This window comes from Sorangiineae bacterium MSr11367 (genome assembly GCA_037157805.1).
Lineage (GTDB): Bacteria > Myxococcota_A > Polyangia > Polyangiales > Polyangiaceae > Pendulispora > Pendulispora rubella.
Window position 1 is genome coordinate 13,187,165 of sequence record CP089983.1, and the last position, 14,743, is coordinate 13,201,907.

The window sequence follows — 14,743 nt, forward strand, 5'->3', positions numbered from 1 at the left end:
CTGCAGCCGCCGAAACAGCGGCAGACCTCGACAAGGTGTATACGCTCGAGCATTTTGTCCCAGTGGGGCCCGGGCGCAAGGTACATATGACGGAGAAGTTCACCTTGCGGAGTTGGCTCCGGCATCCGCGGCGCGCCATCCTGATGCTCCCGGGCCCCATCGTGAAAGCGAGCTTTTACGATCTGCACACCGACGGCTACGCATTTCAGAGCGATCTGGCTCGCGCGGGATTCTTCGCCTTCGCCATCGACTACGAGGGCACCGGCGAAAGCACGTACCCCGCCGATGGCCGCTCGGTGACACACGCGTTCCTGGTTGACGAGGCCCGCAAGGTGCTCGACACCGTGCGCCTTCTTCGTGGCGTGTCGCGCGTCGACGTGCACGGCCAATCCATCGGCGGCGCCGTAGCCAGCGAACTATGCGCCGACGCCACCCGAGCGCGCACCTGCGTCATGTCCTCGATGCTGTACCGAACGGGCAGCGCATTCTTCAACCAGGTATTCCTCGACCCGGCCTTCATCGCATTTCTCGAAAGCCAGCCTAATGGCTACCTCGCGGCGACACCTCCTTTCTATTCCCTCAACATCGTCACCCGCTCGCCCGCCCCCGTCGCCAACGAGATCCTCGCCACCCAACCGGGCCCCTACGCCGTGATGTCCGTGCTCACACCCGCCTATGGCCTCCCCTGGTTCGACCCCACCCGCGCCAAGGTGCCCGGCCTCATCGTCCAAGGCACCCTGGACACCATCCCCGCCGCGGAGGACCCCGAGGATCTCCGCGCCGCCTACGGAGCCTGCGGCGGCGGAACCGCCAAGCTGGTCTGGATCGCCGGCGCCGGGCACATCCCCCTCATCGAGAACGCCCCGTTCCACACCGAGTACAAGACGGCCGTGCTACATTTTCTGAACGCGCACTAGCGTGATTGGCGCGCTGGCAAGGCTCGCTTTGGCCGCGGGGGATTTTCGCTGCGTTGCGATAGAGACGTCACGACGGCGTGCTATTTTTCCGCTCCGTGGAAGAGCACACCAAGTTTCGTCTGGTCGTGACGTCGGGACCGGACGCCGGCGCTCAGCTCAAGGTCGACAGCAGCATCAAGCTCGTGGGCCGCGCCTTGGGCGCGCATCTCGCGCTCAGCGATCGGAGCGTGTCTCGGCACCACTTTCACGTTCACGCCACACGAACCGGTGTTTACGTTCAAGTGTGTGACGAGGCGGCGCCGCTGGCGCAGGGTGAGCGGAAGATTCTCTCGGGAGAGGTAGGTGTCGGAGAGTCCCTCGTCGTTGGGAGGACCGTGCTTCTCGTGTCCGTCGATGAGACGTCGCGTTCATCGAGCGCCCACGATGATGCAACGGCAACCGTCGGCTCCCTGCTGACTGGCGCTGGGGCAGACGTCGTTGGTCTCGCTGCGATGTTCGCGCTCAACCAGGCGCTGACCGCAACTGCCACTATCGAGGATGTGGAGGCGGCGCTGGTGGCGTGGGCCAAGCAGCACGCGAGCTGCGAGCAAGTCGAACTTCATGCTGGGGGAGGCGAGCCTGGCGCAGCGGCCCGCGAGATGCCTATCTTGGAGACGGCGACACCAAGTGGTGGCACGCGAATCCTTGCGCCAGCTCTCGGTGCGCCAACGGGTTGGTTGGCCTTTACGACCACCTTGCCGCCTCAGCGCATCACGGATTCCACGCGTCGACTTCTCATTCTCGCCGCAGCCCTCGCGGGGGCCAAGCTGGCAGACGTTTCGACGCTGCAGGTTGTCAGGGACGATCGCGACGCGCTTCGGCAGCTCGCGATTGGCAGTGCTCAAGCCTTTCTCGGAACTTCGCCGGGCGCGGAAGAACTGCTGAAGATCATTCCGCGGCTCGCGGTGTCCCAAAGCACGGCCCTCTTTATCGGAGAGACCGGGGTAGGCAAGACCTACGTTGCTCGTTTGGTCCATGAAGCCGGTCCACGCAAGGACAAGCCTTTTCGCGTGATCAACTGCGCCGCCATTCCCGAGAACCTGATTGAGAGCGAGCTGTTCGGGCATACGCGAGGCGCATTTACGGGGGCCACGGAGCAGGCCGGCGTGTTCGAGGCAGCCGGTGAAGGCACAGTACTCCTCGACGAAATCGGCGAACTACCGCTCGCGAGTCAGGCGAAGCTGCTGCGAGTATTGGAGGACAAGCAATTCGAACGACTCGGTTCGACACGCTCGATTCCACTTCGCGCTCGGATTCTGGTTGCAACGAACCGCGACCTCGATGAAATGGCCGCCGCAGGCGCCTTTCGGAGCGACCTATTCTTCCGCATCTCCGTCATCAAAACGGTCGTCCCTCCGCTGCGTGATCGCGGCGACGACGTTTTGGTGCTCGCGCAGAAAATACTGGCCGATCTGTCATCGAGCTGCGGGCGTAGGATCCACGACTTCTCGCCAGAAGCGCGCGAGGCCATTCGCCGGTATCCATGGCCCGGCAACGTACGCGAGCTGCGCAACGTCATCGAGCACGCGCTCGTCATGGGCGATGGTCCAGTTCTCGAGGTGAGTGACTTCCCAGCAGCAATACGGAGCGTCCTCGAACGCGCGGACACCGTTCCGGATTCGGAGCATGGCGTCCACGTCGTGCTGCCGATGAACGAGGAGCTGCTGCACGTCAAGAATCGCGAGGCAGCCCTCCAAGTCAGCGGCGGGAACAAGAGCCGCGCCGCAGCGCTTCTCGGTATTCGAAGGACGACCCTCTACAAGAAATGACGAGAAATAGGGCGAGTTCCTCGGGTGTCTCCGTTTCGGACACCGGGGAAACGGCCGCTATTTCGTGAGGGTGTCGCCGTTTTGGACAGAGGCTGGCGGGGCGAGCTGTCCATAACGGCGACACTCCATCGGGCGCCGTCAACGGTGCGTCGTAATTTCTCGGACAGTTCGCGACGTGGGCGACTGGCCCAACCTTTGCTCAGGTGCGCCGCCGAGCGTCCCCCCGCATGACCCGATGCCCTCTTCCACCACCAAGGGGGGCCGCTCGATCTTCTTGGATTCAAGGCATTGCCTCTGGGGCCGCAGGCTGTTGCACCCGGATTCTTCGAGCTCGCGGGGGTTCTTCATGGACGTCATCACCGACATTGTTCGCTCTCCACGCGCGAGCGGTTCCCGTCTTCGATGCCGACAGAGCGCCGAGCATTCTCTCGACCAGCTCGCGCTTTCGCTCGAAGAGGCCGCGTTCCGTCTGCTGGAGCACGAGAATCACGCCTACATGGCAGGCGAATTCGACGAGGCGATGAAGTTCGCGAAGTGGCGCAGTGAGATCCGTCTTGCGGCGGACGCCCTCTGCATGGTGCCCGCCCATGGTAGTGGAACTCCGGGCCCGAGAACGACAACGGGGTGGCTTTTGGCCGGACTTGTGGCGCCGGCGGAATGGTTCGCTGCGGCCGAAGAAGGCCCGCTCTCGCAAGATGAGGAAATGGCGCAACGAGCTTCGTCCTGCGGCCGACTCCCTGGGCAAGGACCGGAGCGATGACCGATAGGAGCCGAATGCCGCGATTCCAGAGCGAGGGCGAACCGGTGGACGTTGTCGCCATGGCGCCGATTCTCGGAGCATCGAGTCATTGGTCGAAGTTCGTTGCCTATTGGCGGCCGCCGCGCGGAACAGTGTGAATAGCGAGTCGCGGTCAAGTCATTCGTTCGTTTGTGCCGTCTTCATGACGGCGCGGTGCGTTTAGTTTTACGTCTGTCCGCATAACCCAGGATTGAGCATGAATAAGGGTCGCAGGCTTGCAGCGTCCATGGTCTCGTTCTTCCGCCCACGCCGTTTGAGTGGAGCATTGACCATTTACTTGGTCCTTTTGCTAATTCCATTGGCGCCGATCATCGCATCCGCCCAAGAGGCCTCCGGAGCTACAGCGTCCCCCGCCTCCGAAGCGCCGGCATCCTCGAGCGGCAACGCTCCGCCCGCGGCGAACGCACCAACCTCGGATCCCCCCGGCGCGCAAGCATCGGCAGCGGCTGCCGCTGCCGAACCCAGTGGCTCCATTGGAAGTGGCAGCGCGGCATCGGCAACGCTAGATACCGGGGAAGGGAGCGGCATCGGCAACGTTGGACGCGCGGGGGTGGAGTCCTCCACGGGCGTTGCGCATGCCAGCGTCCCGTTCCTACTCCCCAAGGCTCGTGGAGAGGTGCAGCCTCAACTGGGGCTTTACTACTCTTCCACTGGTGGCGCCGGGATCGGCGGCCTTGGTTGGTCGATGTCGATACCGAGCATCGTGCGCCGGAATTTATCCGGAGGCCCAAAGTACAACGATCCGAGCGGCGCGAATCTACCCAATATCGACTCGGACAGATTCGAATTCGCGGGCCGTCCGCTGGTACCCATTTGCCGTGTCACAGGTCAGAATACCTGTGATGCGGGCGGTAGCAATGCCGTGCTTCAGCCCGGGGAGCAGTTCCCCAACAGGGTGCTGGGCTGGCTCTATTATCGACAGCAAGTCGACGACTTTCTCCGCTTCTTCTGGTCCCCCGCGCGCGACATGTGGCTGGTCCAGGGGAAGGGTTTCGAATTGGTGCTCGGTGGCACCACCGATTCTCTGGACTTCGATACGATCGCGAACCCGTCGAATCCGCCGATATTTCGGTGGAACATTACTCAGCAACGTGACTCCAATGGCGACGCCAACGTCATTGTGTATGATTGGAAGAAGTTCGCGGATCCCGAAGGCTGGGTCACTGATGGACTGGCCTATCTTACGGATATTTACGATACGCCGCGCGTTGGAGGCGCAAACCCTTCGCGAGATAGCTTCGCGCACCATACGCACCTGAGTTATCGGTCGACCAGAGCTCGCCGCGATGGCCACCCCTTCACCGGACAGGTTATTTGGCGTCGACCACTGCGCTTCCTGCTCGATCGCGTTGATGTGATGAGTACTGATTTTCTGGGCACCGCGCCTCGAAGCTTGGTTCGGCGATATGGACCCTACTACGATCAACGATTAACCGATTTTCATCGCTGGTTGCTTGGAGGGGTTCTTATGTATGGTGCCTGCCCTGCGCTGCAGGAGCAGCCGGGCGGCGAAGTTCCGAAGGACTATCCAACCGCGTGTAATCCCGGCTTGGCGCAACCCGTCGCGTACTTCGACTACTGGGGCGAGAATGTGCCTGAAAAGCCGGAGATCGGCAACCTTTACATTGGTCAGGACTACGTCAACAAACCAACCATCTTCTTGGACATCGACGGTGACTCGCTTGCAGAGGAGCTTGCCTACAAGCCAGACGGTTCACTCGTCGTGGGACGGCGCATGGGGGATCGCGCGGGCGCTCCGCCCCCGCTGCCCATGCAGATCTACCCCAGCGATATTTCCCCGTCCGAACTCATATTCAACAGTGCAATGCTGGGGGGCTGGAAATCAACGGGCTCGGTTAACGCCCTTAGCTTGAAATACGACAACGTCGCGCACTGCGGCGACCCTCTCTTTCGCCGGTACTATGCGGAGCTGTCCAGTGGGGTATGGAGATGGCATAGCGGCGATCCTCTGGACCAACGGCTTTACAATTGGATGGACGGCTGGGACTGTTCTGGGTTTCATGGCGATCCTCCCGCAGGCTCATTTGTTGATCTCGACGGTGATGGCTACCTAGACCGCGTTTCGTTGGCGAACATTCGTGGCCCCAGTGGATCAGGAAAATATGGAAATACCCGCGCAATTTACCTGACGAGGGTCGACAACGACACGCGCAAGGTGTTGCCGTTCGATGTCTACAAGAGAGCCACGAATCCGGACGGCTCTCCCTTTCGAGAAATATATGAGACATTCGTACCATCTGGTTACGCACCGGCAGATACGGTCGTTGATGATGTCAATGGAGATTCCATCGCGGATATCATCCAGATCTTCGAGATAGATCCGGGCGGCAGGCGGTTCTTGTACAAGTGGATCGGACTCGGAGACGGGACCTTTGTCGATGGTGGCCAGGGCGGCCCGCTGCCGAAGACTTACGTTCACGATGTCAATGGTGATCAAATCCCGGATACCTTGAGAATTACGCGCACTCCGGGCACCGACGTGAAGCATTTTCTCGACATTACGTTTGGCGACGTCGATGGGCCAGGCGAAACGAGACAGATCGAGTTATCGACCGCAATTCCCAACGTCGACACCTCTGCGGCGCTCCAATTCGCGGATCTCAACGGGTCGGGAGTGGACTCGATCATCGTCGTCGGAGGCGGCGTTCACGCGATTTCGCTCACTGGTACATGGTACCCGCCCGTGGGTGGTCCGCCGGTCATCCAGAAACCACGGCCTGGGTTGCTCAAGAGCATCTCGAATGGCGCGGGAGCAACGACGTCCTTTCAATACAGGACGGTCGAGAGTATTCTGCGCAATAGCGAGTATCGCCTGCCGCAGCCGCTTCACGTGGTGAGCCGCGTCACGACAAGCAGCAGCGCTGACGTGAAGGCCACGGGAGGCCCATATGCTACGGATTACCAGTACTCCAAACCCGTGTATAGGAACGACGAACGTCGATTCCTCGGCTTTCGAGAGGTACGCGCCGTCCAATCCGAGCCGAACCTTGCTCAAACATGGTCGACCTTCCTTCTCGGCGATTGCGGTGAGAACAACACATCCAGATGGTGCGATCCTCCCGCGTCACAGCTGGCGGACAATCCGATCGAAGCCCTAAACGGCCGCCCGGTCGTTGTCGAGGCGTCCGAACCCACGCCGGGTTTGCCGTCCGTGATTCACCACCGCTATCACCTGACACAACTCTACAAAGGATTGGACCATCGAACGGTTCGCACCGCTTATGTCGAACGAACCGACAGATGGTATGACGACGAGGGTGGGATCGGCTCGGCAGCTAGGCAGGTTCTGGTCTCGGACATCGTCTCCAGCGATCTGACCTCTCCGGCGCCAGCGCGCACGATTGGGGTTCGTCAAAGCCCAACGGGGCAGCGTGTCCACCTGGCTGCCGAAGCGGTGTTCGATGGTTTCGGGAACCTGCTGTCCAAGACCGATTACGGTATGGTCGAAGCAGGCTCGGAGAACCCGCAGGACGAGCCGATCTCACAAAGGTTCAATGACTGGCAGCTACCACCGGGCGACGCGTCTCGGTGGAACTGGCACCCCCGGGACACGAATACTGGTGGTCCGAACGTCACCGATCGGCACTCGCACTTTGTATACGACGCCGCGGGCCATGTGACAAAGACGTACGCATGGTTGCACGACACCCTGCCGTTAACGCGCTTTCACGAGGATCCCTCGAAGGACGTTGCGCTTCCGCCGAACGATGCGTCGCAAGATAACCTGAGCATGCTTCTCTCGCAGGCCGAATACGATCAATTCGGCAACGTCGTGATCGCGCGCGGCCCATCGGCTCGCTGCAGCACGAGCACCTACGACGATGCCTTTCATCAGTTTCCCATCGCCGTCACGGCTTACACGAACGGCTGCTCGGGGACAGCTCTCACTACGAAAGCCGAATTCGACCGTGGTTTGGAAGTTACGACCAAAACCACGTCACCGAGCGGGGAGGTCACAAGGACTGAATACGATGCATATGGAAGGCCGACGAAGATATTCGCTCCGAGCCCGACGGTGCTAGGACAGACCGAGATCGAGCCTTCCGCAAAAATGACGTACTGGGATCCTTGGCTGACGTTCCCTCCGCAATCCGCCGCGATTGTTCGCACCGAGACCCGAGACGACAACAATCTAGGCGCTGCACACTACCGTTCGACATGGGGGTACGTCGATCCGTACGGGCAACCCATCGCCTCCGTTCGCCAAGCGGATCCCGGGGACGGAGCGCCCTTCATCGTAAGCGGAGAGGTCGAGCGCGATGAGTTGGGTCGGGTCGTCAAGAATTACGAGCCGCGATTCGCGGCGTTTGACCCAAACGCGCTGAAGCCACCGGTTCCCCTGCCGAGCGCGCCCGCGACCACCGCCGTATACGTGACCAGGTTCGTGGGCCAAGCAACGGTCCTCTCCTACGCGCGAGACGGACGTCTCGTGAGCAAGCTTGAACCGACGGCGCTCGTTACGAAGACCTACGACGCGGCGGATTTGGCCGAAGGCGCGACGCCGCACCCGACACGCACGGTTCACGATGGTCACGGTCGCACGGTGCTCACGGAGCGGGTGACCAACTCCGCGGGGGTAGCTGACACGATTTCGACACGAATGACTTATCTGCGCACGGGCGAGGTCGCGAGCGTGAAGCGTTCGCATAGCTCAGGCAGCGATTCCTATACACGCGTCATGAAGTACGATTCGTTCGGGCGCTTGGTCGAGAACCTGGAGCCCAATACCTCCACGGCCTTCGGCACATCGAACGCGAAGGGATGGCGGTACGCCTACAACGATGCGGGAGATCTGGTTGGAACCAGTGATGCGCGTGGATGCGGTAAAAATTCGCGATACGACAGCGCAGGCCGGCTGCTCGAGGAAGTCTATTCTCCTTGTTTGAATTCTCAGCCTGTTCTTACTGACGCTCCTACGACGAAGATCGTCTATGACGCGCCGGAGCAGGGGCAGGATAACGGACCGGGCGCGCAAGCCTTCATCGGACGCGTGGCCGCCGTCTACGATCGCGCCCAGCATACTCAATATGTGTATGATGCACGTGGCCATGAACGCAAAGTCCGGAGGCAAATTGCGGCCCCAAACGACGAACACGACGTTGTGACGGCTTACGCGCCACACTGGTTCGAACGTGAAGCGTTGTACGACGCCGCGAACCGTGTGTTCATAGATACAACCGGCGCGGATGTGGAAAAGCTCCTCGGCATCCAGATCAATCGAGGAACGCTAAGCAGTCGCAGTGCCATAACGACGTACTACAGCCCACGAGGTATCGCGAATGTTGTGACTAGCAGCTACGGGCCTCTCGTGCGAGATGTGCGCGCCGAGGCTGATGGTCGAGAGACCCTGCGTTTCTACGGTGACACTCACGGAACCACTGCCACATATGAGTACAATGAGAGAGCTTTGTTGCGTCGCGTTCGTGTTGCACGTACCCGCGTGCGCCCGTTCATGCTGCAAGACACTCGCTTCGATGGCTACGATGCTGTCAATAATCCTACCTTGATTGGCGATTGGCGCGATCCGGCCGAATGGCCTGAAGGAGCCAAGCCAGTCTCGCGGAGCCTCACGTATGACGATCTGAATCAGCTTCGAAAGGTCGATTACGCATTCGCGACATCGAGCGGGAACGACAAGCAGGTCTCTCCCTTCGAACCGGAGATAGCGTCGGGAGACCACACCCCGGTCCCAGAGCAGAAACTTGAAAATCGGGTGAAGCAGCAAACCTTCAACTACGATTGGCAAGGTAATCTGGTCAATTCGGACGACGATGCCCACGCGTTCTTCGATCGGTCGATGGGGTCCGCGATGCACGGTACGGCCAGCAACGGGCCGAATCGCGTAAGTTCCGCAAAGCTTGGCGAGGGCAAGCTCGATGCGAGCTACGACGCCGCTGGAAACCTGGCGCGGATGTTGGTCACCAAAAAGGGTCCTGCGGGCGACAATATCAACCTCCTTTTCGTGTACGAATGGGACGAGATTGGCAATTTGGTTCGAGCTCGGAGGCTGTCGAGCGCGGATATGCCAAACCTCGACGCATTGGGGGAGGATGCTCTCCACGTAGACCTCAGCTCCGTGAGCGACGGCGTCGATCTGCGCTATACCTATCAGTACGGCGGTCAACGTATCGTAAAGTCGGGGATGAGTCGTCGCAGCCCGAATCGGACATATACGGCGGAGATCTTTTCTTCTCTGCGCTTGAACCACGCGAAGTTCGAAAACGGTGACTACGAGCGCAACGACGAAACGGAGGCCGTGTACCTCAACTCCAACGGGAGATCCTTTGCGCGCGTCGTGTACGACCCAGAGCTTCCAAAGGGAGAAAATGAGAGTGCGCTCCACGTCTTCTTGACGATTACCGACCCACTCGGCTCGACAAGTGTGGTGGTGGACCATGCCACCAGCGAACTGGTCGAGCGGGTTACGTATTTGGCATTCGGACAAGCTGACAGCGACTATCGCCCGGTACAATGGAAATCCTTTCGAGAGGATCATCGATTTACCGGAAAGGAAGACGACGTTGGAGTCGGCCTGACGTACTTCGGGGCGAGGTATTACGTTGCAGCGCTGGGGCAGTGGGCGAGTGCAGACCCGCTTACGGTCCATAACTTGGGCGCCGACTTGAACCCCTACGCCTTCGTCTCGGGTTCTCCACAGTTGCGCGTGGACCCGAATGGGCTCAAAGAGGACGACTACGTCTGCAACGAATGCCAAGTGTCGGGTGGGGCGGGCAACGGCTTTGCGGCATTCCTCGAAGGCATGGGTCCTGGGGGGCCCACCGGGTACGGATTGCCTGCAGGGGCGCGTAGCTTAATGAACCCGACCACGGCCGTGGACGCAGCACGCGCACGTTTGCTGGGTCAACTTGGATTGCCTCCCGTTATTAGCATTCCGTTCGGGGGAATCTTCAAACCCACGACAATGAGTAACGCCGGGAAGACTGAATCATGCGCGTCGACAAATATGTCATGCGCAGGGGAGCCGGCTATCGTATCACGCGGAAAACTGGATACGTTTTTGATCTGGGCGATGGACTCGAATGATCCCAGGCTCTCAAAGCGGGCGCTCGACGAACTCGCTGACCACTTGCTGTCCACGGGTGAATTTCTCGAGAAGGCCGCATACATCGGCGGGGTAATTATTGCCTCATACGGTACGGCTGAAGTTATCTACGCCACGGTACAGCTGGCGCAGCTTGAGCTTGCTGGCACCGGTCTCACGATGGCGGCGCTCGAAACAGGGGGGGGCGCGGCAGTAGCAGGAAGAGCCGCGGCTGCGAGTGCGGAGACCGAAGCAACGCTCATGGATACATCGGCGATTCGCTTCACACAGAGCAGCGTGAAGGGGACCTTTTCTGATGGCCGCACGTTGCAGTCGACCATCGATGCATTGAGCGGGGCGGAAGGCGATGCCATTGCTAGCCAGATACCGCCAATCCGCGTGTTCCCGCAGAACGGGCAGCTCTTCACGCTGGACAATCGTCGATTGCTGGCCTTCGCGGCCGCCGGGCGGCAGGTGCCCGTCATTTCGGCGACGCCAGCAGAAGTGGCGGCGCAAGGTTGGAAATTCACGGCAACACCAGAGCAGGCAGGCGGATGGTTTATTAGGGTGAAACCATGAAAGAATTGCACGAACACGTCGCGGAGATCGAGACCAGGGCCGACCTCGTTGCGTTCATCGAGGCCCTCCGCGCTGACCTCAAGACGAACTCGAAGCACTGGGAGAACCTGACACTGGAGTCTTTTCTCGGTGCGCTGGCGAGTTGGACGGAGGATATGGACGGCTACTACCGGAATCAGGGGCGGGAAGTTCCGCAGAGACCAACGTGGAAGACGCTCGGCGAGATGCTTGCTGCAGCGCGTGTCTACGAATGACAGTGTGCCCGGCTCTTTGGGAATCTCAGGACGCTTTCCCAAGGGGCGCCCGATAGGTGGCTGGGCGATGGTGAGGCGCTAGTCCAGGCACGCAACCGGTCGACGGCGCCCCTCGCCAACAAAGCCAGACAATGACTCAGGCTGATCCCCGGTAGTCGGCGATCGCCAAAGGGGCTCAAATGCGAGGTCGTGCATGACAAATCCACGGATTCGTGCGCGTGAGCTCGACTTCAACGAGAGTCCGCCAGGGTGGCGCTTCGGGGCGTTGTCTCGCGCTCATAGGAGCACCCCCCTCGCTTTTTCGTAGATTGTCCGCCACGGGCTCGAAGCGGAAGGGGATGGGCGAAGCCGAGCGGTACGCAGCAGTGGCGTTCAACATGGTCGAGGACGCTATGAAGCAGACGGAACGGGATGGCTTCAAATGCCATAGCCCATAACTCGGCTTCGACTGGCATGCTCCGCGCCCGTCCTTGACACGGAGGGAAGCGGGAACGCATGATCGCCGCCCCTACTGGGAAGTCGCGGAAAATGCCTTCGTCTACGCATCCATCGCATCAAATGCGGGCGCTGGCGCGTATCGGGACGCTGGTTCAGCAGAAGTACCGGATCAAACGGCTCCTGGGGACGGGCGGCATGGCGGTGGTTTATGCCGCCACGCATCGCAATGGGCATCGGGTTGCCATCAAGTACTTGCTCGACCACCTGGTCCACGAACCGGATGTTGCCCGGCTCTTCAGCCGTGAGGCGTACGTGGCCAACGAGGTGGGCCACGCGGGGGCGGTTCCGGTGCTCGACGACGACGTGGATGAGGAGGGGTGCCCTTTTCTGATCATGCCGCTGCTCGAGGGGGAGACCCTGCGAGTGCGCTGCGCGCGTGCGAAGGGGCGCCTTCCCCTTGCAGAGGTGTGCGTGCTGGTGCTCGACGTGCTCGACGTCCTGGCCAGCGCGCACGCCAAGGGCATCGTGCACCGCGATATCAAGCCGGACAATCTGTTCGTCACCGACGCCGGGAACGTCCGCGTGCTCGATTTCGGAATTGCGCGAAAATTGGAGCACGGCGCGAGTGCGACGTCGACCGTGCCCATCTTTGGAACGCCGGCCTTCATGCCGCCCGAGCAAGCGCGTGGCGAGCGGGAGGCCATCGGCCCACATAGCGACTGCTGGGCCGTCGGGGCGACGTTTTTTACGGCGCTCAGTGGGCAACATGTCCATCCCGCGGGCGGCGCCATGGGGCTACAAATTATTGCTTCTGCAACGAGAAAAGCGCGCTCGCTCGCGGAAGTGGCGCCGGACGTACCGCCGTCCTTCGTGCAATTCGTAGATAAGGCACTCGAATTCGACCCGGAGAAGCGATGGCGCTCCGCGCGGGAAATGCACGACGCGTTGCTCGCGATTTTCGAAGAGGTCGTCGGCGAATCGGTGACTCAAGGGGCGGCCCGGGTTCGTGCAGAGATTGTGGCGGGTCTAACCCAGAACCGTGAGGACATCGCGACCGAGGCGACGCAGCCTGCAGAGCGCCATCGTTCTTGGGACACCGGCGACGCGTCGAAAGCGATGATCGCCTCCGGAACGCCGAAGGATACCGTACGAAAGAGGGGCCGCACGCGGGACGCCCTGCTCGCTGGAGTCGGAGTCGTCGTCTTGGCGGGCGCGGTGCTTGCCGCTAGATACCATCGTGCGCCGAAACCTACTTCGCAGGCAGATGCGGCAGAACCGGTTGGTACGCCCGTGCTCGCGCTTCCCATTTCGCCAACGTGCAGCAAGGAGGCGCAGATTCATTTCCGCCAAGGGCTCATCGCCATTCGACAGGCAACATGGGAGCTCGCACATGCGGCCTTCGAGAAAGCAGCTGCGGCCGATCCCATGTGTCCTGAGGTGCAGTTGCAGCGCATGATGACCGGCACGCCTGTTCTTTCAGTGAGCCAATGGCGCGAAGAATTTCACCACGCCCTCTCTCTGCGTGATGCCATGAGCGAGAGGGATCGCGCCCTGCTCGACGCGTATGCCCCTGTCGTGGCCTCGGAACCAGCGGATTACGAGGAAGCAGCAAGGCGCTTCGAGGTAGCAGCCAGTCGTTTTCCGCGCGACGTCGAAATTCTCTTCTTGGCAGGGTTAGCGCGATTGGTCATCACACCCGACCCTCGCGCCGTCGAGTACTGCCTTGCTCTCACCCGACAGGCTATCGATATCGATCCGCAGGACGCGAATGCGTGGGAAGTGAAAGCCAAAGCGCTCATGTCGCTCGAGCGATATGACGAGGCAATGGTGGCGCTCGATACGTGCTTGGAAATCGCACGTGGCTCCACGGATTGTCTATACGACCGTATTCACATTCATCGTTTGCTCGGGCAATGCTCCGCCGCTGCGACGGATGCACGCCGTTGGGTCGCCAACGCACCGGCAAGCAAGCGCGCATATTTCGAGTTGGCAAGTTCCCTCGCCGCCGACGGCTCTTTCGCAGGAACCGTCGATGTGGCGCTCAGACAAGCACGAAATAACGACCCATCGGAGGACCGTGAGTCGACATATTTATACTACCAGGCGTCACTCTCAGTGCTGAATGGTGACTTCGAAGAAGCTGGAAAACGTATTCAACGAACACTGGAACAGTTGAAAGAAGCGAGTGCGATCGTCGGTCATGCACGCGCTCTGGCGCTCTCCGTCGAGTTACTAAATGAAATCGGAAGGGGAGACCGTGCCGCCAAGTCTGCCGAGCAATTCTTTCACCAGAGGGGGGCATGGACGGAGGGCTGGGCAGTCCCATTGGACTACGAGCCCATCCTGCTCGGCGTGCTTCTCCACGAGGGGGCGACTTCGCGCGAGCAATGGGATGCGTCGAGCACGCAATGGGAGCATGCTGCCCTTTCGGTATTGACCCGTCGTCAGGCGTGGGCATTTCGTTGGGGCCCCGCTGGCGCCACCCGAAATCTGGCCATCGACGCCTGGACTCAACGCCCTACCGATGCCTCTACGGCCGGTTCGGCTGGGGTCATCGAGCAGACGACGTTGATTCCTGCCTTGGCCAAAGCATTCGAGGGACGGATCGCCGTCGTCGCCGGCGAGTACGCGCAAGCAAGCGCGGCGCTCGAGAGTGCAACCAAAAGTTGCGACAACCTCGAGCAGCCCTTCGTCAGCACGCGTGCGTTTCTCTGGCTCGGCGAGGCCAAAGAGGGGACGGCAGACAAACAAGCAGCGTGCGATGCCTACGGCGTCGTTCTTCAGCGCTGGGGTAACGCGAAGCCACGCTCGGTCAGCGCCGAGGAAGCGAAGCGGCGCAGTCGCGCCCTCGGCTGCAAGACACCGTAGTTCCGATTTCATCGACA

5 protein-coding genes are annotated in these 14,743 nt (G+C 60.8%); all 5 read left to right on the top strand.

Going from position 1 to position 14,743, the window contains the following annotated elements:
• Positions 1–86: 86 nt before the first annotated feature.
• Positions 87–917: an alpha/beta fold hydrolase gene (locus LVJ94_51430; protein ID WXB05298.1), complete on the top strand. Its 831-nt coding sequence runs from the start codon at positions 87–89 to the stop codon at positions 915–917.
• A gap of 95 nt (positions 918–1,012) precedes the next feature.
• Positions 1,013–2,725 (top strand): sigma 54-interacting transcriptional regulator, encoded by a 1,713-nt coding sequence (locus tag LVJ94_51435; protein ID WXB05299.1) that lies wholly within the window; start codon positions 1,013–1,015, stop codon positions 2,723–2,725.
• A 1,025-nt stretch (positions 2,726–3,750) separates the two neighbouring features.
• Entirely contained in the window at positions 3,751–11,166 is a 7,416-nt protein-coding gene (locus LVJ94_51440) for a hypothetical protein (protein WXB05300.1), read from the top strand.
• On the top strand, positions 11,163–11,420 hold the full coding sequence (locus tag LVJ94_51445; GenBank protein ID WXB05301.1) for a hypothetical protein: 258 nt from the start codon (positions 11,163–11,165) through the stop codon (positions 11,418–11,420). Before LVJ94_51440 ends, LVJ94_51445 begins: the two co-directional genes overlap by 4 nt.
• 528 nt (positions 11,421–11,948) lie before the next feature.
• Positions 11,949–14,726, top strand: coding sequence for a protein kinase (locus LVJ94_51450; protein WXB05302.1), 2,778 nt, complete (start codon positions 11,949–11,951; stop codon positions 14,724–14,726).
• Positions 14,727–14,743: the final 17 nt, after the last annotated feature.

What these genes read in the sequence shown, in the direction of transcription:
- LVJ94_51440 (WXB05300.1), top strand. Translation starts at nt 3,751, where the DNA reads ATGGTCTCGTTCTTCCGCCCACGCCGTTTGAGTGGAGCATTGACCATT.
- LVJ94_51445 (WXB05301.1), top strand. Translation starts at nt 11,163, where the DNA reads ATGAAAGAATTGCACGAACACGTCGCGGAGATCGAGACCAGGGCCGAC.
- LVJ94_51430 (WXB05298.1), top strand. Translation starts at nt 87, where the DNA reads ATGACGGAGAAGTTCACCTTGCGGAGTTGGCTCCGGCATCCGCGGCGC.
- LVJ94_51450 (WXB05302.1), top strand. Translation starts at nt 11,949, where the DNA reads ATGCCTTCGTCTACGCATCCATCGCATCAAATGCGGGCGCTGGCGCGT.